The 16,788-nt window shown below is 56.6% G+C and carries 13 protein-coding genes, 1 tRNA gene, 2 rRNA genes and 1 pseudogene (1 of these 17 running past the window's edge); 5 read left to right on the top strand and 12 right to left on the bottom strand.

Annotated features, from left to right (window positions below):
* Positions 1-279 precede the first annotated feature (279 nt).
* A complete protein-coding gene (locus ATU_RS19635; RefSeq protein ID WP_010973634.1) occupies positions 280-861 on the bottom strand; it encodes a flavodoxin family protein in 582 nt (193 codons plus the stop codon).
* 100 nt (positions 862-961) lie between these two features.
* Positions 962-1,309 (bottom strand): DoxX family protein, encoded by a 348-nt coding sequence (locus ATU_RS19630; protein ID WP_035257867.1) that lies wholly within the window; start codon positions 1,307-1,309, stop codon positions 962-964.
* A gap of 134 nt (positions 1,310-1,443) precedes the next feature.
* Between ATU_RS19630 and ATU_RS19625 the strand changes: the two genes are divergently transcribed.
* Both ATU_RS19625 and ATU_RS19620 read left to right on the top strand, forming a co-directional pair.
* A complete protein-coding gene (locus ATU_RS19625; protein WP_010973632.1) occupies positions 1,444-2,016 on the top strand; it encodes a TetR/AcrR family transcriptional regulator in 573 nt (190 codons plus the stop codon).
* A 52-nt stretch (positions 2,017-2,068) separates the two neighbouring features.
* Positions 2,069-2,350 (top strand): annotated as a pseudogene (locus tag ATU_RS19620) (LacI family DNA-binding transcriptional regulator); the annotation flags it as partial.
* Between the two features lie 219 nt (positions 2,351-2,569).
* On the opposite strand, the gene ATU_RS19615 reads toward ATU_RS19620, so the two are convergent.
* From ATU_RS19615 to ATU_RS19590, 6 genes are all read right to left on the bottom strand, one after another.
* Positions 2,570-3,436, bottom strand: a complete 867-nt coding sequence (locus tag ATU_RS19615; protein WP_035257866.1) for an aldose 1-epimerase — start codon at positions 3,434-3,436, stop codon at positions 2,570-2,572.
* Positions 3,423-4,610, bottom strand: a complete 1,188-nt coding sequence (locus tag ATU_RS19610; RefSeq protein WP_010973629.1) for a galactarate dehydratase — start codon at positions 4,608-4,610, stop codon at positions 3,423-3,425. Before ATU_RS19610 ends, ATU_RS19615 begins: the two co-directional genes overlap by 14 nt.
* A 44-nt stretch (positions 4,611-4,654) precedes the next feature.
* Positions 4,655-6,379, bottom strand: coding sequence for an ABC transporter ATP-binding protein (locus ATU_RS19605; protein ID WP_035257864.1), 1,725 nt, complete (start codon positions 6,377-6,379; stop codon positions 4,655-4,657).
* Positions 6,380-6,389: 10 nt separating this feature from the next.
* On the bottom strand, positions 6,390-7,514 hold the full coding sequence (locus ATU_RS19600) for an ABC transporter permease (RefSeq protein ID WP_006316066.1): 1,125 nt from the start codon (positions 7,512-7,514) through the stop codon (positions 6,390-6,392).
* Between the two features lie 9 nt (positions 7,515-7,523).
* Complete coding sequence (locus ATU_RS19595) at positions 7,524-8,510, bottom strand: ABC transporter permease (protein WP_010973627.1); 987 nt, start codon at positions 8,508-8,510, stop codon at positions 7,524-7,526.
* A gap of 110 nt (positions 8,511-8,620) precedes the next feature.
* Entirely contained in the window at positions 8,621-10,570 is a 1,950-nt protein-coding gene (locus ATU_RS19590; protein ID WP_010973626.1) for an ABC transporter substrate-binding protein, read from the bottom strand.
* Positions 10,571-10,873: 303 nt separating this feature from the next.
* Between ATU_RS19590 and ATU_RS19585 the strand changes: the two genes are divergently transcribed.
* From ATU_RS19585 to ATU_RS19575, 3 genes are read left to right on the top strand one after another with little or no spacing between them, the layout of a single operon-like run.
* Positions 10,874-11,605 (top strand): FadR/GntR family transcriptional regulator, encoded by a 732-nt coding sequence (locus tag ATU_RS19585; RefSeq protein ID WP_010973625.1) that lies wholly within the window; start codon positions 10,874-10,876, stop codon positions 11,603-11,605.
* 43 nt (positions 11,606-11,648) lie between these two features.
* Entirely contained in the window at positions 11,649-12,530 is an 882-nt protein-coding gene (locus ATU_RS19580; protein WP_010973624.1) for an SMP-30/gluconolactonase/LRE family protein, read from the top strand.
* A gap of 31 nt (positions 12,531-12,561) precedes the next feature.
* Entirely contained in the window at positions 12,562-13,458 is an 897-nt protein-coding gene (locus ATU_RS19575) for a dihydrodipicolinate synthase family protein (RefSeq protein WP_010973623.1), read from the top strand.
* A 69-nt stretch (positions 13,459-13,527) separates the two neighbouring features.
* On the opposite strand, the gene ATU_RS19570 is transcribed toward ATU_RS19575, so the two are convergent.
* The 4 genes from ATU_RS19570 to ATU_RS19555 all read right to left on the bottom strand — a co-directional run.
* The gene (locus tag ATU_RS19570) at positions 13,528-13,689 is read right to left on the bottom strand and encodes a hypothetical protein (RefSeq protein ID WP_155276040.1); all 162 of its coding nucleotides are present in this window, start codon (positions 13,687-13,689) and stop codon (positions 13,528-13,530) included.
* Positions 13,690-13,782: 93 nt separating this feature from the next.
* Positions 13,783-13,859 (bottom strand) — tRNA-Met (locus ATU_RS19565).
* A gap of 241 nt (positions 13,860-14,100) precedes the next feature.
* Positions 14,101-14,215, bottom strand: a 5S ribosomal RNA gene (gene rrf / locus ATU_RS19560).
* A gap of 267 nt (positions 14,216-14,482) precedes the next feature.
* Positions 14,483-16,788: ribosomal RNA gene (locus ATU_RS19555) — 23S ribosomal RNA — on the bottom strand (it continues 494 nt past the right edge of the window).

Genomic DNA, 16,788 nt, shown 5'->3' with positions numbered 1-16,788 from the left:
ATCTTCTGAATGACCCAGATAATGACGCGGGCCGTCCGCTTTTAGAGTATCGTGTCCGAAAGTTTTCAGTCCGTTACCCACCCCCTAAACGGTCGTTGACAGCATGATAAGCGAAAAGACCGCTTTTGGGAGCGTGTAAATGTTACGCGAATGTCCAGAATTGGCGGCGCTTTGCTGAAATCGTTTCCGCATTCAGCCCTTGGCGGACATTCAGGCTATGAACCCAAGCCTTCCGCATCATAACGCGGAAGGCACTTATTGGATTTACCAAAATCCATATCATACCCGTTCAGTTGATTTGTGCTGTCGCGCGACGTTCGCCACTCGCGCCCCGTAGAGACGTGCGGTTTCAAGATCGCCGACAGACATTTCCTCTGGTGCCGCGTCCGCATCCGACTGCGCCATCGGTGCGATATATGAACCCATTCGATTTGCATCGTTCCGCACCGACGATTTCAGGTTCGACGGCTTGATACCAAGACTCACCCATAGGCCACCATGCTGCCCCGCAAGAAGAACTAAATATTGCAGGGTATTGAGCTTGTCGCCGTTGAGACTGGCGCTATTGGTGAAGCCGCCGAAGACCTTGTCCTGCCATTTTGCGGAAAACCAAGGCTTCGAGGATGCGTCGGCGAACTTCTTAAACTGCCAGCTCGGTCCGCCCATGTAGGTGGGTGTGCCGAAGATGATGGCGTCGGCGGCATCAAGTGCCGCCCATCCGTCTTCGGAAAGGTTACCCTCTGCATCGATAGCATGAAGCGTCGCTTCGGCTCCTTCGGCGACGGCTTCTGCCATGCGGTGGGTATGGCCGTAACCGGAATGATAAACGACGACGGTGTTTGAGGATGAGTTGGTGGTCATGATTGGCTCCTTTGGCCGTGTTTTTTCACCTCGCCGACAGGACTCGGCGCGGTTCGATGTTTTGCAATTTGGTGGTGAGACCGACGACTTCCCGTCTAGACTACGAGAACTGGACGAAGACTGCGATCAGCAGCAGCAACAGGAATACTGCTGGCGGCGAGATGCGACTGAAATCGCGTGCTTTAACGACAGAGAAGATCGCGGCGACCATGGTGCAAACCCCAAGCGCTGCGCCAATCGCGAATGTCGGGCGAAGGACAAGAAGAACGGCCGTCATAAATTCGAGGAGCGCCGTTACCCAGCACCACCACCATGGGAATCCGTGGCGGACGAATTCTTCACGGATGGGTTTGCGAGCGGTAGCGTTGATAACTCCTCCGAAGAGAAAGGCGGCAGCTGCGGCGAGCGTCGCAGCATTTGCAAGCGAGAACGATATCAGGTTCGACATTCGGAGACCTCAAGGGCGGCATGGCCGCATTGGCTATAGCGTCGAACATAAAACTAGCATTGCTATATTGTCAATCCTTGCAATAAATATTCCTGATTGCTAGTGTGGGCTCGATAGCGGACCAAGGTGCAAGCATGGGTATCAACGAGCGCAAAGAGCGGGAACGGGCTGATCGGGAGAAGCGGATCATCGCCGCGGCAAGAATGCTTGCCGAACGGGATGGATGGGCTTCGGTCACGGTCAGGCGTCTCGCTCAGGAGATCGAATACAGTCAGCCCGTCCTGTACGCCCACTTTGAGAATCGTGACGCGATCGTCGGGGCGGTCGCGCTCGAAGGGTTCGGAGAACTTGGGCCGACATTGCGGGCTTCTGTCCGCCGAAATACCAGTCCAGCAGAGGCTCTTGACGACGTCGCCACGGCTTATCTTGATTTCGCCTTTGCAAGGCCAGCTCTCTACGAAGCCATGTTCGTTCTGCCGAGCGGCCTTCGGTTCGCCAAGTCCGACACGCCCCAGGTGCTGCGCGACACGTTCGGAGCGATGATGGCGGTCGTTGAGCCGTTTTGCGACGACCCTGAAATCACAACCGAAACTTTCTGGGCTGCTTTACACGGACTGGCAGAGCTTGAGCGCCACGGCCGGATCAGAGCGGCGTTCCGGGGAGAGCGCATAAGGCGCATCGTTGGAATGTTCGCGATGGTGAATTGAGTCACCTGCAGGACACCGAGACGCAGAGGCCGACGTAAGAGATGTCAATTGCAATAGCGTCACCGTCTTCGTGGATGACTTTTCCAACCCGCAAAAACTCCCTTTTCTTGAGGCTCTTACCGAGAAGCTCCAGGCCGCAGGCTTGGTGGTGATGCTGATCAATATCAACAGTCACTTTGACCATGTGAACGCCCTTCTCCACGCGGACCAGCGTCAGGTCGACGCCATCATTCTGTTTGGTACGGCGTTTCGCGACGAAACCTTGACAGATCTGCAGCAGGGACACGGCATGCCGCCTATGTTCGTGCTTGCGCGCGACAGTCAGATCGATGGTCCAGAGCGAAGCCGCAATAGTTGCGGGCTATAAGCCATCGATGGCGTCACCCGCCGGCTTCGACCCGATAGAGCAAGAAAGCTTTATCCAGTCAGGATTGAACATGCATTGAGATCCAACCGCCCCGCAGTATACGAAGAGCCGGATCTGCCCCGATTTTAAACAATTATTGCAATAATACGTCGATCGATTCACTTGTGTTATATTTAGGCAGATTCCTCAGCCGCGAATAGACAAAGAAATGCGACCCGAAAGCCGGCCTTCCGGCAGAATGGTTCTCAACCCCCGGCTTTCCCGTTCTGTTTCCGGTAAGCACAAAGCACCTGCTGCCATGGAAACAGGCTCAAGGCAGAGATACTTTTCCATTCGATGAACAGCGAGATATTCAAATATTGGATCAGCCTCAAGCAGCAACGTTCCCTTGTCGAGCTCTACCGTGGCCGTGGACCAGTAGCGGAAATGCAAGGTGTAGCCGGTGGCAGCCGGAATCGAGCGGCTGGAGCGCGGGTGCGCCTCGTTCCCGGTTGGCACGTTCAGCGCGTCAAGAGGATACTCCAGTCTGGCGTCCGTTTCCGCATGAGACGACAGAGGCACGGCGAGATACGGGTGCCATCCAAGGCTCACGGGCGCTGAAGCATCGGATGAGTTGATTATCGACAGTTCGACGATCAAGCGATCAGGTTCAAGCCGAAAATGTTGTTCTGCGACGAATGAGAAAGGCCATTCGTCATCCGCTTCGTAGTTCAATTGCAGCGTCACGCGATCTTCGGCAGCACTTGCCACATGCCAAGGACGGCGGTGGGCCGGCCCGTGCATCGCATCAGGCGTCAGGGCCGGATGTGGAAGAAGGCGATGCGTCTTGCCGCTCTCAACAAATGAAGCGCCGTAGACGCGATTATGATAGGGCACTAGAGGGTAGGCGCCAGCGCGCGGCCAGTTATAGGGCTCGAAAACGTCCGCTTGCGTGGGTGCAAGTATGTCACCCATCTCTGCGTGCACTAGGTGGGTCATCCGTCCACCCCAGTCAGAGCGAAAGCGGGCCGAGAGCGGTCCGCTTTCGATGAAGATCGTTTCAGGCGAAGGCATAAGAACCATCAGGCCGCTTGGGTACCCGGCGTTGCCAGTGAACGTAGCCGTCTTCCTGCATGGCTTTTTCGTCCATCTCGACGCCCCAGCCGGGACGATCCGGCCGCAGTTCGAGATAACCGTCCCTTGGCAGATAGGGATCGACGACGTAACGCGTGACGTCTTCTTCCTTCACCAGATCGTTGCCGCCGTAAGCATAGACCTGACCCTTTGGCAGCCTGTATTCCAGAATGCGGAAGTTCTGTTGGACGGCGCAGAAGTGAACATTGACTGCCGTTGCCAACGGCCCCATGGGATTATGCGGCGCAATGCTGACGAAGTGGGCTTCAGCAAGAGTTGCGATGCGACGCATTTCCGAGATACCGCCGACGACGCAGATATCCGGCTGGATGATGTCGGCGCCCTTCACCTGAAGAAGTCGGAGAAACTCATTGCGATTGTATAGGCTTTCGCCCGTTGCAAGGGTACAATTCAAACCCTGCTTGAGATCGCCGTACATCTCGATGTTCTCAGGACGAAGAGGCTCCTCGTAGAAAAGCGGGTCGTAAGGCGCAAGCGCATTGCCAAGCTGCCGCGCGGCAGAGGGCTCGAAAATCTTGGCGTGGGCATCAAACGCGATGTCATAATCGGCGCGAACGGTTTCGCGCAACGTACGGAAATATTCCGCGGAGCTGCGCACCACTTCGCCCCAGCGATGCGCATGAATATCGACACGCCACGGGCTGAGCTTGAAGGCAGAAAAGCCCCAGCCTTCATTGAGACGGTCGAACTCATCTCTGGCGGCGGGTGCATCCGGAGCGGTATAGACGCCCGCATAGACCTTGATTCGATTCCTCACCTCACCGCCGAGCAACTTGTAAACGGGTACCCCGACAGCCTTGGCGGCCAGATCCCACAGGCAATGATCCAGCGCTGAAATAGCCGACAGGCCGAGTGCGCCGGGCGGGAAGCGGTTCTGCTGCAACATCAGATTATAGAGAAACTCTACCCGCGTCGGATCCTGCCCCGCGAGGAAGTTGTAGAGGTAATCCAGAACCGGCGGCAAGGCGAGATCGGGTCCGTGATTGTAGCATTCCCCCCAGCCGGTCATTCCGTCATCGGTATCCAATGCGACGATGACGCGGGGACGGTCCTTGTCGCGGGTGACGAACACCCGCATGCGATCGATTTTCATGCCTCAGTCTTCCTCATGAATTCAAGGAGATGGAAAATGTGGGGTCATTGGGCGGCAGCGCCATTTTTGATTGGTGCCGGCTCGACATAACGGAACCGCCTCGTCCGGTCGCGATCCCGCGGATCCGGCCGTGGGATGGCGGAAAGCAATGCCTGGGTGTAGGGATGATCCGGTGCGTTGCAGACCTTCTCGGCCTCCCCCACCTCGACCAGCTTGCCGCGATACATGACGCCGACCCGGTCGCACATGTATCGGATGACGCCAATGTCATGACTGATGAAGATGTAGGCGAGACCCAACTCGTCCTGCAATTTCATGAGCAGATCCAGCACCTGAAACCGGACGGAAACGTCCAGAGCCGACGTGGCCTCATCTGCAACGATGATGCGGGGCCGCAGCGTAATGGCTCGCGCAATCCCGATGCGCTGACGCTGACCACCGGAAAAGGCGTGCGGATAGCGTTCACGCCCACTGGGATCCAGACCCACTTGCTCCATCAGGGAGCAGACGCGCTCTTCCAGTTCCTTGCCCTTGGCAATGCCGTTGACAAGCAGCGGTTCTCCAATCACCTGCGCGACGGTCATGCGTGGATTGAGCGACCCGAAAGGATCCTGGAACACCATGCGCAACTCCCTGCGCGCCGCCTTCAGTTCCTTTCCTTCTATCTTAGACAAATCGACAACCGAGCCGTCGGCTCTTCTATAAAGCATCTCGCCAGCCGTCGGATCATAGAGGCGCATGATGGAGCGGCCCATGGTTGTCTTACCCGACCCGCTTTCGCCGACGATGCCGAGGGTCTCGCCGGGCAGGAGCTTTATCGAAACACCGTCCAGCGCCTTCATCTCGCCAAAGTGCATCGACAGGTCCTTGACTTCCAGTATCGGCGCTGCGGTCTGATCAAGCGGCGGACGGGCAAGGCGGATTTCGGCCTTCTGCTCCAGCTTGAGGACCGAGCCGATCAGCATCCGCGTATAGGGATCCTGCGGCTTGTGGAAGATTTGCTCGACTGTCCCGTATTCCTTCACGACGCCATGATGCATGACAAGAACATCATCAGCGATCTGAGCGACGACGCCCATATCGTGCGTGATGAACAGCACGGCCATACCGTGGGCCTTTTGCAGCCGCGATATCAGATCGAGAATTTCCGCCTGCGTGGTGACGTCGAGCGCCGTCGTCGGCTCGTCGGCAATGAGGAGCTGTGGTTTGCAGGCAAGCGCCATCGCGATCATGGCGCGCTGGCGCATACCGCCGGAATATTGGAAGGCGTATCGGTCTAGCGCCTTTTCCGGGTTTGGAATTTCGACCTGCCGCAGCAGCTCGATTGCCTCTGCCCTCGCCTGTGCCTTACTCATTTTCAGGTGAAGCCGCAAAACTTCGGTAATCTGGTCTCCGACTGTATGAACTGGAGAAAGCGACGACATTGGCTCCTGGAAAATCATCGCGATATCGGCACCGCGAACAGCGCGGATGGCACGCCCGCGTGGGTCCAGTTTCGCCAGATCAACTGACGAACCGTCAGCCTTGTTCAGGATGATCGAGCCGGAGGTGATATAGCCGGGGCTATCGATGATCTGGAGGATGGAGCGGGCCGTGACTGACTTGCCCGAGCCGCTTTCTCCCACCACGCAGAGCGTCTTGCCAGGCTCTATCGAGAAAGAAATATCGTTGACGGCGCGAAAAACGCCGGTACGCAACGGAAATTCGGTAACGAGATTGCGAACTTCAAGAAGGGGCTTTGCAGGCTTCATCGAGACGACTTCACTCATATAAAGGCCCTCACTTGTTATAGGGGTCGGCTGCATCGCGCAGACCATCACCGAGGAGGTTCAGCGCCATGACGGCAACAACAACGGCAACACCGGGCAGGAAGAGCCACGGAGCCGTCGCAATCGAACGGATGTTCTGGGCCTCGCGCAGCAGCACACCCCACGAAATCGTTGGCGGCTGAAGGCCGAGACCGAGGAAGGACAGCGACGTTTCCGCGAGGATCATTGCGGGTACAGCCAGCGTGACGGATGCGATGATGTGGCTGGAGAAGCTGGGCAGCATGTGACGGAAGATGATGCGCCCTTCGGGTACGCCGTCCAATCTGGCAGCAGCGACAAACTCTTCCGTTCTGAGCGACAGGAACCTGCCACGCACGACGCGGGCAAGCTGCGCCCAGCCAGTCAGGGAGAGGATGATGGTGATCATCATATATTGAAGCGTCGCGGGCCAGCCCTGCGGCAGCGCCGCCGCCATGGCCAGCCATATGGGGATGGTGGGCAGCGACAGGACGAAATCGATTACCCGCTGCATGACGAAATCGATACGCCCGCCATAATACCCGGAAATACCGCCCAAGACGACGCCGAGCAGCAGCGAAAAGAACACGCCGACAAGACCAATCGACAGGGAAATCTGCGAACCCTGCACGACACGGCTGAAGACATCGCGGCCAAGCCGGTCAGCCCCGAAAAGAAACAGCGGTCGCGTCTTATCGGTGGAGGCCAGAAGATGGATGTTGGTGTCGAACAGTCCAAGCACGGAATATTCGTAGCCGCGACCAAAAAGCTGGATCGGTATTTTCTTGCCCGTGTCTTCGACGAAGACGGCGGCCAGCGTTTCGGGGTTACGGGTCAGCTTGAGAGGGTAATAATGCAGCCCGACGGAGAAACCATCCGTCGTGTCGATCAAATGAACCCGTTGCGGCGGATAAAACGTCGCGCGGGCATTTTGCAGCACCGGATCATTGATCGCAAAGAAGCCGGGCACGAGGGCCACGACATACATGGCAATGGTCACGACGAGAGCGGCCATGGCCAGACGGTGACGCTTGAACGCCCACCAGATGAGTTGCCATTGCGATGCGACGGCGGCGCGGTCGGGGCGAATGGTGGTGGCTACAGCAATATCGGCCATGACGCCCTCCTATTCGAGACGGATTCGGGGATCGACCAGCGCCAGCAGAATGTCGCTGATCAGCGATCCGATCAGCGTCAACGCGCAGATCAGGAGCACGAAGGCCCCGGCGAGATACATGTCCTGCGCCATCAGCGACTGCAAAAGAAGCGGCGCTGCGGTGGGCAGGTTGAGCACGATGGCAACGACGACAGAGCCCGAAATGAGGTTGGGTAACAGCCATGCAATCGTGGAAATGAAGGGGTTGAGAGCAATTCTCAGAGGATATTTCGTCAACAGGCGAAACTCCGACAGGCCCTTGGCGCGGGCCGTGGTCACATAGGGTTTCGGCAATTCGTCCAGCATATTGGCGCGCATGACGCGGATGAGGCTGGCCGTGGAGGAAATGGCAAGGATGGCGACCGGCAACCAGATATGCGCCATGAGGTCGATCATCTTTGCGATGCTCCACGGCGCAGTTTCGAACTGGGCCGAGAAGAGGCCGCCGACATCCGCACCGAATTCGACCGCCGCGACATACATCAGAACCAGCGCAAGCAGGAATGACGGGATGGAAAGTCCGAAGAAGGAGAAGGCGGTGAACATGTAGTCGCCGATGGAATATTTCCGCACGGCGGAGAAGACGCCGATAGGCAGCGCGATGGCCCATGTGGCCAGCAGACTTGCAATTGCCAGCACGAGCGTCAGCGCCATGCGCTCCCAGATCAGGCCGGAAACCGGCTGCTGCCACTCGAAGGATATGCCGAAATCACCGCGGCTGATGATGCCCCATATCCATTTCAGGTACTGGATGATCATGGGATCGCCGAGGCCGAAACGTTCGCGCAACTGCGCGGCGGTGTTCTGGTCGATGACTTCGTTCGAAGCGGCAAGCGTGGCGATATAGGTCGTCACATAGTCGCCTGGCGGCAACTGAATAAGGACGAAGGCAAGGAAGCTGACGGCAAACAGCGATGGGATCATCCATAGCAGCCGTTTCACGATGAAGACCAACATGTCGTTCTCACAATCACGTTTTGCAGCATATCCGCCTGGCGAACGCGAATATCTGCCACTCGACCCAATCGAAAAGTGTCGCCGCGCAAACGGCGACACGCATCAGTCGTTTAGCTTGTGAAGGTGAACTGCTGCGGCAGCGCCGGACCGGGGTTCGGCCAGGACCAGCTGTCTGGTTCCTTTTCCGGAACATTGTGAAGATTGTTCCTGATGATGCCGAAACCGCCAACAGCCAGGCAGACGCCAATCGTTTCGAATTCTTCCGCCGCGATATCGAAAATCTGCTTCATGAATTCGCCACGCTTGGCGATATCGGCAGTCGAGCGCGCTTCATCGAAAAGCTTGAACCGCTTCTTCTGGCTTTCCGGCGGCTCCTCGCCCTTCTGGCCGTTGGACGTATACCAGAGCGCCCACGGAATGGCGTAACGCGACCCTTGTGGATGGAAGGCGAAGAAGTCGCGCGGATCGAGCATCGGGTCCAGTCCACCCGGACCTGGCCAGACAGCCGCATCGTGGGCATTGTCGTCACCACGCGTGTAATACAGAGCCCGTTCGATGGTGTTGACCTTGATATCGACGCCGATCTGCGCCCACTGCGCCTTCACCAGTTCCAGCGTGTCGACGAGATCGGGATAAAGCGTTGGAATGACATCGATTGAGAAGAAGATCGGTTGACCATCGGGACGCAGGCGAATTCCATTGCCGTTCTTCTTGTCGTATCCAGCCTTGTCGAGAAGCTCGTTGGCCTTGTCGGCATCAAACTCGGTGCTCTGCCGCGCCAGTTTCTCATGATACCATGGATGCGTCGGGCGCGGGCCGGTCTGATAGGCTTCGCTCTGGCCGAAATATACGATCTCGATGATCTCCTGGCGATTAAGCCCCAGCGACAGGGCCTGCCGGAAGGATTTGTCCGCAAACATCTTGCGCATGGCAGGATCTTTATGGGTGATGTTCAGATAAATCTGGCATTGCTGGGCAGCAGACGGAACCAGCGTCATCAGCCGGTAATTGCCCTTCTCCATGTTCTGGGAAAGCGTCGGCTTGTTGGCGAGCACGCTGATGTGGCGTTCCTGAATATCGATCTTGCCCGAAATCACGTTGAGCATCAGGGATTCGACATCCTGCGAGATGCCGAAATTGATCTCGTTGATATAGGGCAACTGGTTGCCATCCGTATCAACCTGCCAAAAGTATGGGTTGCGGGTCATGACAACACGCGTCGCGCCGCCGGAATAAGGCTCCTTGACGACCCACGGATCGAGCGTCGGCTTGTCGACATTTGACCAACGGGACGGGATTTCGATATCGCCGCATTTGGCACGGAAAAGTTCGGTCCAGCTGGAAACACCGGCCGCCTTGACCTCTGCATCGAGAGCCGCATTGTATTTGGGCAGGAACTTGCTGCAATAATGCTTGGGGAACAGCGTGGGGTGCTGGCCAAGCGGGGTCGCAAGATTTTCGAGATACAGCGCGTTCGGTGCCGCAAACTTGAACTTTACCGTAAAATCATCGACCTTTGATACGTCGACGGCCTTGCCTGCCACGGACAACTGCGCCGGAGTGGCGCTGTAAAGCTCCTTGTTCTTGATGCAGTCTTCGATCGCGAAGACCACGTCATCGGCAGTGAACGGATGGCCGTCAGACCACTTCGCGCCCTCAATCAGATGGAAGGTGAACTCGGACGCGTCAGGACTGACTTCCCATTTCTCCGCAAGGTTCGGCAAGACCTCGGTGAAGTCCATGTTCCAGCGAACAAGGCTCTGGTTGCCGACCATGCGCAGGATGCCGTTATGGTCCGACGACCCGCGAAGACCACGGCGCAGGGTGCCGCCATAAGTGCCGACCTTCTCGAACGGCGTCACCACCATCGGGTTCTTTGGCAGGCGATCGGCCAAAGGTGGTAACTTTCCATCCTTGACCAGGGCAGCCAATTCAGGCGCTTCCTTGCCGGCGGCAGCTTGTGCCGAAGTGCCGACGAGAGACAGCGCAGCAACGCCTCCAAGCCCGGCAATAAAGGTACGGCGCGTCACGCCGTGCGAGATTTCATCCCCATCGCGCATCGATCGATTTCCTCCCAAAAGATCGCAGGTCGCAGCGAGGTGCAGAACCTCGTTACTTCAGCCCTCCTGGCCGACCCACGTGCCGATCCTCCATCGGCACGGTGACCATATGGGTGTTTTCAGATGATTACAAGTATTGACAGATTTTTACATATTTTTTATTCATGGATGGAGTTTTCGCAATCAGATGCCCCGTTCGCGGTTGGGAGTTGATCAGCTTCCAGCGCGCCTGTAGAGACGCACTTGATACGATGTGAAATGAAATGCTGAAAAGATTCAGCGATTTGCGACGAGAGGGCGCAGATGGATAATCTGACAACATCCGCTCCCTCCAGGAGCGAGACGCGGCTGAGCGACATCGTGTACGAGAAGATCGTCGGCATGATCAGCGATGGCCGTTTCCCGCTTAACGAGCGGCTGCCATCCGAACAAAGCCTGGCGTCGATGTTGGGCGCATCGCGTCCAGTGGTCCGCGAGGCGCTGGAGAGATTGCGCAACGATGGCCTTATCGTGTCTCAAAAAGGTTCTGGCTCCTATGTTCGCCAGCAGCCCGATTCCTCCGTTCTGCAACAAGTACCTGTCGGTTCGCTCGCCGACGTACAGCGCTTCTTCGAATTCAGGTCTGGCCTCGAAGCCTCTGCCGCAGAACTGGCGGCAAGAAACTGGCAGCCCGCAGACAGGTCGCGAATCGAGCAGGCGCTCGCAGCGCTGGAACTCTGCCTCGAGCGGGGTGATCTCGGCGCGGAGGAGGACTTTGCCCTGCACGACGCCATCGCCAGAGCCAGCCACAACCAGTTTCACATCACGGTTCGCACCTGGTTCAAGCCCCACTTTGCAATCGGACAATCCGTAACGCGCAGCCTTAGCCTCAAACGCACGCCTCAACATGTTCGTGACGTGCAGAACGAGCATACCGCAATCGTTGAGGCCGTATTCGAGCGACGGGAGCAGGCCGCCCATGACGCGATGAAGGACCACATCCTGAAAGCGCGTGCCAGAATGTTCAAAGGCGTGGGCGGTGAGGGAGGAACCTGAACTTCTGACTGATCGACGCCACACGGATGATGGAGGAGAATTCGTGAGCCAGCCGCGCATTATAGAGCCTGCAATTCGCACACTTATCGACACACCGCTGCGGGTGGGCGAGTCTCCGACATGGGACGAGCGAACCGGCGACCTGTGGTTCGTGGACATTCTGGCGCCTGCAATTTTTTGCCTATCACCAAGCGGAAAACTCCAGCGTTTCGACATGCCGGCACAGATCGGCTGTCTTGGCCTCTGCCAAAGTAACCTGATCGTCGCGGCATTGAAGACAGGCGTTCATCTGCTCAATCCGCAGAATGGTGAACTCGAGCTTCTCTGCGATCCCGATGAGGGGAGAGCCGACAGCCGGTTGAATGATGGAAAGGTTGGCCCAGATGGTCACTTCTGGGTGGGCACAAGAGATGAGGCAGACGTTCCCACCGGCAATGCTCGCCTCTATCGCGTTTCTTCCAGCGGTCACGTCGAGCGCTTCATAGACGGCGATATGTTGACGTCCAACGGTCTCGCCTGGAGCCCGGACGAGACACGGATGTACCATTCAGATAGCAGCGGGCTGCTGCTTCAGGTTTTCGACTTCGATGTTCAAACGGGCAGGCTTGGGCCCGCCAAACGCCTCCATGATTTTCAGCCGGACGAAGGCAGGCCGGATGGTGCTGCGACAGACAGCGAAGGTTGTTACTGGAGTGCCGGTGTGCAGGCGGGCAGATTGAACCGCTTCACCCCCGATGGCGAATTGTTTGAAATCTACAAGATGCCATTCAAGGGTCCGACCATGCCCTGCTTCGGCGGTCCCGAACTCAAGACACTCTACGTTACCAGCCTTGTGACAGACACAAACGGCGTCGCGACATCAGGAACATTGGTTGCTTTCGACGCGCCTGTTGCTGGCGCCCCGATTCACAAATTCCCCCTCTGACGATAGATTTTACTCCACGGGAGACCGATTAATGACGACATTTGATATTCGCCAGGCGCTGCACGGCATCTCCGGCGTTCCCGTTACGGCATATGACGCCGATGGAGAGATCAGTTTCGACATCACCGCCGAGGCCTACGCCCGTGTGGCCAGGGCCGGCATTCACAACATCGTCGCGGCTGGCAATACAGGCGAGTTTTACGCGTTGACGCCCGCTGAAATCCTGACGGTTTACGAGGCCGCAATCAAAGGCGTGGACGGCATTGCTCCCGTCACCGCAGCCATTGGACGCTCGCAGCGCGAAGCAATTGCGATGGCGCGGACCGCAAAGGAACTCGGCGCATCCGCAGTGATGTCTCACCAACCGGTTGATCCGTTCGCCGCTCCTCAATCTCAAATCGCCTATTTCCTGGGGCTGGCTGAAGACAGCGCGCTTCCTCTTGTCGCCTATGTACGGGCCGATGGATTTGCGGTGGACGATATGGTGAGGCTCTCCAGCCATCCAAATGTCGCGGGCATCAAATTCGCCACGACAGATATCATGCTGCTGTCGCGCGCCATCGCCGCCTCCGACGCAGACGGAGCCTTGTATATTTGCGGCCTTGCAGAAAGCTGGGCCCCAGCCTTCGCCGCAGTCGGAGCGCGTGGCTTCACCTCCGGTCTCGTTAATGTCGCCCCGCATTTTTCAATGCAGGTACACGAGGCTCTCATGGCAGGCGATTTCGACAGCGCCCGAAAGATCGTTGAGAAGATCGAATTGTTCGAGCGGCTGCGCACGCGCTACCGAAACGGCGCCAATGTGACTGTAGTGAAAGAAGCTATGGAAATCATGGGGCTCGCCGTCGGTCCGGTGCGCGCCCCTGGGCTCGTGCGCTTGGATGCGCCTGACCGCGCTTTGCTCGAAAACCTGCTGGCCAGCTGGAAATAACCTCCCAAGGGCGAGATGCTCCCAACGCTTTCGGACGTTGAGAGCATCATACGACGATGCTGTTATTTTTCATGTGAGTTTGATCCATTTTTCCGTTTTGCCGTGATCCACATCCACGCTCGACCGATCATCACCGGGATTGAACACGCACGGCCCCTCGCGCCATGCGTTACCATTTTTTGAAGCAACATCCTTCAAAATGGCGCTGTCCAGCATCATCTCGGCAAGCAACGTCTTCAGCTTGGCGTTTTATATTCCAAGGCGTTCTGAACGCAAAAAGGGCTCCGAGTTTCCTCGGAGCCCTTTGATATTGGGTGTAAACTTTGGTTGCGGGGGCAGGATTTGAACCTGCGGCCTTCAGGTTATGAGCCTGACGAGCTACCGGGCTGCTCCACCCCGCGTCCAGCGCATTCGGCAAGGCCGAATGTCGCGGTTACGTCGTTGCTTTAGCGACGACGGATCTTTGCCGGAGATAAATTGCGGAGCAATTTATCTCCTGTAAGGGGCGCACATGATTTTGTACGCCATTTCATTTTCTTTAAAGCTCTGCCTTAAACGACGAAAGGCCGCTTGGATAGCGGCCCTTGGTGTCGGCTGGGCCGAGGTATGTGAGTTGAGAAGATTTTGAGTTGCGTTTTGCAGACCTGGCAGCGACCTACTCTCCCGCGTCTTGAGACGAAGTACCATTGGCGCTGGGGCGTTTCACGGCCGTGTTCGGAATGGGAACGGGTGCAGCCGCCCCGCGATAACCACCAGGTCGGCAAAACGCAACATTGTTCATGTTTTAACATGGACTGTTGTTTTCGAGAAGCTGGCAGACTTTCGTCTGATTTAATTTAACACGTCTTTCTGTGACTTGTTCCGTATGTTGCGTTGCTCGAGATCGAGCATGGCAACCATACAGGACGCTAGTCCGTCGCCAATCGTTTGGCGCGCCGTCTGCAGCGTAGTGGCCGAAGGCCACGTCAGCGTGAAGACAGAACAGATGTCATCGACCTTTGTTCGATGAACATAATCAATGGGAACGAAGAAGTCGATCGAGCTATTAGTAACGGTAAGCTTCACACATTGCTGTGCTTCCACACCCGTCCTATCAACGTGGTCGTCTTCCACGGCTCTGATAGGGAACACTCGTTTTCAGGTTGGTTTCCCGCTTAGATGCCTTCAGCGGTTATCCATTCCGTATATAGCTACTCTGCTATGCCCTTGGCAGGACAACAGATCCACCAGAGATACGTCCATCCCGGTCCTCTCGTACTAGGGACAGATCCTGTCAATATTCCTACACCCACGGCAGATAGGGACCGAACTGTCTCACGACGTTCTGAACCCAACTCACGTACCGCTTTAAATGGCGAACAGCCATACCCTTGGGACCTGCTCCAGCCCCAGGATGCGATGAGTCGACATCGAGGTGCCAAACAACCCCGTCGATATGGACTCTTGGGGGTCATCAGCCTGTTATCCCCGGCGTACCTTTTATCCGTTGAGCGATGGCCCTTCCACACGGGACCACCGGATCACTATGACCGACTTTCGTCTCTGCTCGACTTGTCAGTCTCGCAGTCAGGCGGGCTTATGCCATTGCACTCGACGACCGATTTCCGACCGGTCTGAGCCCACCATCGCGCGCCTCCGTTACTCTTTCGGAGGCGACCGCCCCAGTCAAACTACCCACCATACACTGTCCCGGATCCGGATAACGGACCGCGGTTAGACATCCACGAAGATAAGGGTGGTATTTCAAGGATGGCTCCACACGAACTGGCGTCCATGCTTCAAAGCCTACCACCTATCCTACACATGCCTTGGCGAATGCCAGTGTAAAGCTATAGTAAAGGTGCACGGGGTCTTTCCGTCTGACCGCAGGAACCCCGCATCTTCACGGGGAATTCAATTTCACTGAGTCTATGTTGGAGACAGCGGGGAAGTCGTTACGCCATTCGTGCAGGTCGGAACTTACCCGACAAGGAATTTCGCTACCTTAGGACCGTTATAGTTACGGCCGCCGTTTACTGGGGCTTCAGTTCAGAGCTTGCACCCCTCCCTTTAACCTTCCAGCACCGGGCAGGCGTCAGACCCTATACGTCGTATTGCTACTTCGCAGAGCCCTGTGTTTTTGATAAACAGTCGCTACCCCCTGGTCTGTGCCACCCCATCATACTTGCGTACAAAAGGGTCACGCTTCTTCCGAAGTTACGCGTGCAATTTGCCGAGTTCCTTCAACATAGTTCTCTCAAGCGCCTTGGTATACTCTACCTGACCACCTGTGTCGGTTTCGGGTACGGTCTATACGGTGGAGCTATTTCCTGGAACCTCTTCGCCGCACATTCAATCCAGTAAGAATGTACAACACACGAGATCCGTCACTACCACCAGGCCCACGAATATTAACGTGGTTCCCATCGACTACGCGTGTCCGCCTCGTCTTAGGGGCCGGCTAACCCTGCTCAGATTAACTTTAAGCAGGAACCCTTGGTCTTTCGGCGAGGGAGTCTCTCACTCCCTTTATCGTTACTCATGTCAACATTCGCACTTCCGATATCTCCAGCAGCCCTCACGGGTCCGCCTTCACAGACTTACGGAACGCTCCGCTACCACTTGCACAAAGTGCAAATCCTCAGCTTCGGTGCATGGCTTTAGCCCCGTTACATTTTCGGCGCAAAGACCCTTATTTAGACCAGTGAGCTGTTACGCTTTCTTTAAATGATGGCTGCTTCTAAGCCAACATCCTGGTTGTTTTGGGATCCTCACATCCTTTCCCACTTAGCCATGACTTGGGGACCTTAGCTGGAGGTCAGGGTTGTTGCCCTTTTCACGACGGACGTTAGCACCCGCCGTGTGTCTGCCGACTAGTACTCCTCGGTATTCGGAGTTTGGTTAGGATCAGTAAGACGGTGAGTCCCCATAGCCCATCCAGTGCTCTACCCCCGAGGGTATTCGGTCGACGCTCTACCTAAATAGATTTCGCGGAGAACCAGCTATTTCCGAGTTTGATTGGCCTTTCACCCCTAGCCACAAGTCATCCCAATCTATTGCAACAGATACGGGTTCGGCCCTCCAGTTGGTGTTACCCAACCTTCAGCCTGCTCATGGCTAGATCACTCGGTTTCGGGTCTAATGCAACTAACTAAATCGCCCTATTCAGACTCGCTTTCGCTGCGCCTACACCTACCGGCTTAAGCTTGCTAGTTACACTAAGTCGTTGACCCATTATACAAAAGGTACGCCGTCACCCTTGCGGGCTCCGACTGTTTGTAGGCATCCGGTTTCAGGTTCTATTTCACTCCCCTCGTCGGGGTGCTTTTCACCTTTCCCTCACGGTACTTG

The organism is Agrobacterium fabrum str. C58 (assembly GCF_000092025.1).
Classification (GTDB): Bacteria; Pseudomonadota; Alphaproteobacteria; order Rhizobiales; family Rhizobiaceae; genus Agrobacterium; species Agrobacterium fabrum.
The sequence above is the reverse complement of the archived record's forward strand: the minus strand, read 5'-3'. Positions and strand labels throughout refer to the sequence as shown.

What these genes read in the sequence shown, in the direction of transcription:
- ATU_RS19605 (WP_035257864.1), bottom strand. Translation starts at nt 6,379, where the DNA reads ATGAGTGAAGTCGTCTCGATGAAGCCTGCAAAGCCCCTTCTTGAAGTT.
- ATU_RS19575 (WP_010973623.1), top strand. Translation starts at nt 12,562, where the DNA reads ATGACGACATTTGATATTCGCCAGGCGCTGCACGGCATCTCCGGCGTT.
- ATU_RS19595 (WP_010973627.1), bottom strand. Translation starts at nt 8,510, where the DNA reads ATGTTGGTCTTCATCGTGAAACGGCTGCTATGGATGATCCCATCGCTG.
- ATU_RS19600 (WP_006316066.1), bottom strand. Translation starts at nt 7,514, where the DNA reads ATGGCCGATATTGCTGTAGCCACCACCATTCGCCCCGACCGCGCCGCC.
- ATU_RS19625 (WP_010973632.1), top strand. Translation starts at nt 1,444, where the DNA reads ATGGGTATCAACGAGCGCAAAGAGCGGGAACGGGCTGATCGGGAGAAG.
- ATU_RS19635 (WP_010973634.1), bottom strand. Translation starts at nt 861, where the DNA reads ATGACCACCAACTCATCCTCAAACACCGTCGTCGTTTATCATTCCGGT.
- ATU_RS19630 (WP_035257867.1), bottom strand. Translation starts at nt 1,309, where the DNA reads ATGTCGAACCTGATATCGTTCTCGCTTGCAAATGCTGCGACGCTCGCC.
- ATU_RS19590 (WP_010973626.1), bottom strand. Translation starts at nt 10,570, where the DNA reads ATGCGCGATGGGGATGAAATCTCGCACGGCGTGACGCGCCGTACCTTT.
- ATU_RS19615 (WP_035257866.1), bottom strand. Translation starts at nt 3,436, where the DNA reads ATGCCTTCGCCTGAAACGATCTTCATCGAAAGCGGACCGCTCTCGGCC.
- ATU_RS19585 (WP_010973625.1), top strand. Translation starts at nt 10,874, where the DNA reads ATGGATAATCTGACAACATCCGCTCCCTCCAGGAGCGAGACGCGGCTG.
- ATU_RS19610 (WP_010973629.1), bottom strand. Translation starts at nt 4,610, where the DNA reads ATGAAAATCGATCGCATGCGGGTGTTCGTCACCCGCGACAAGGACCGT.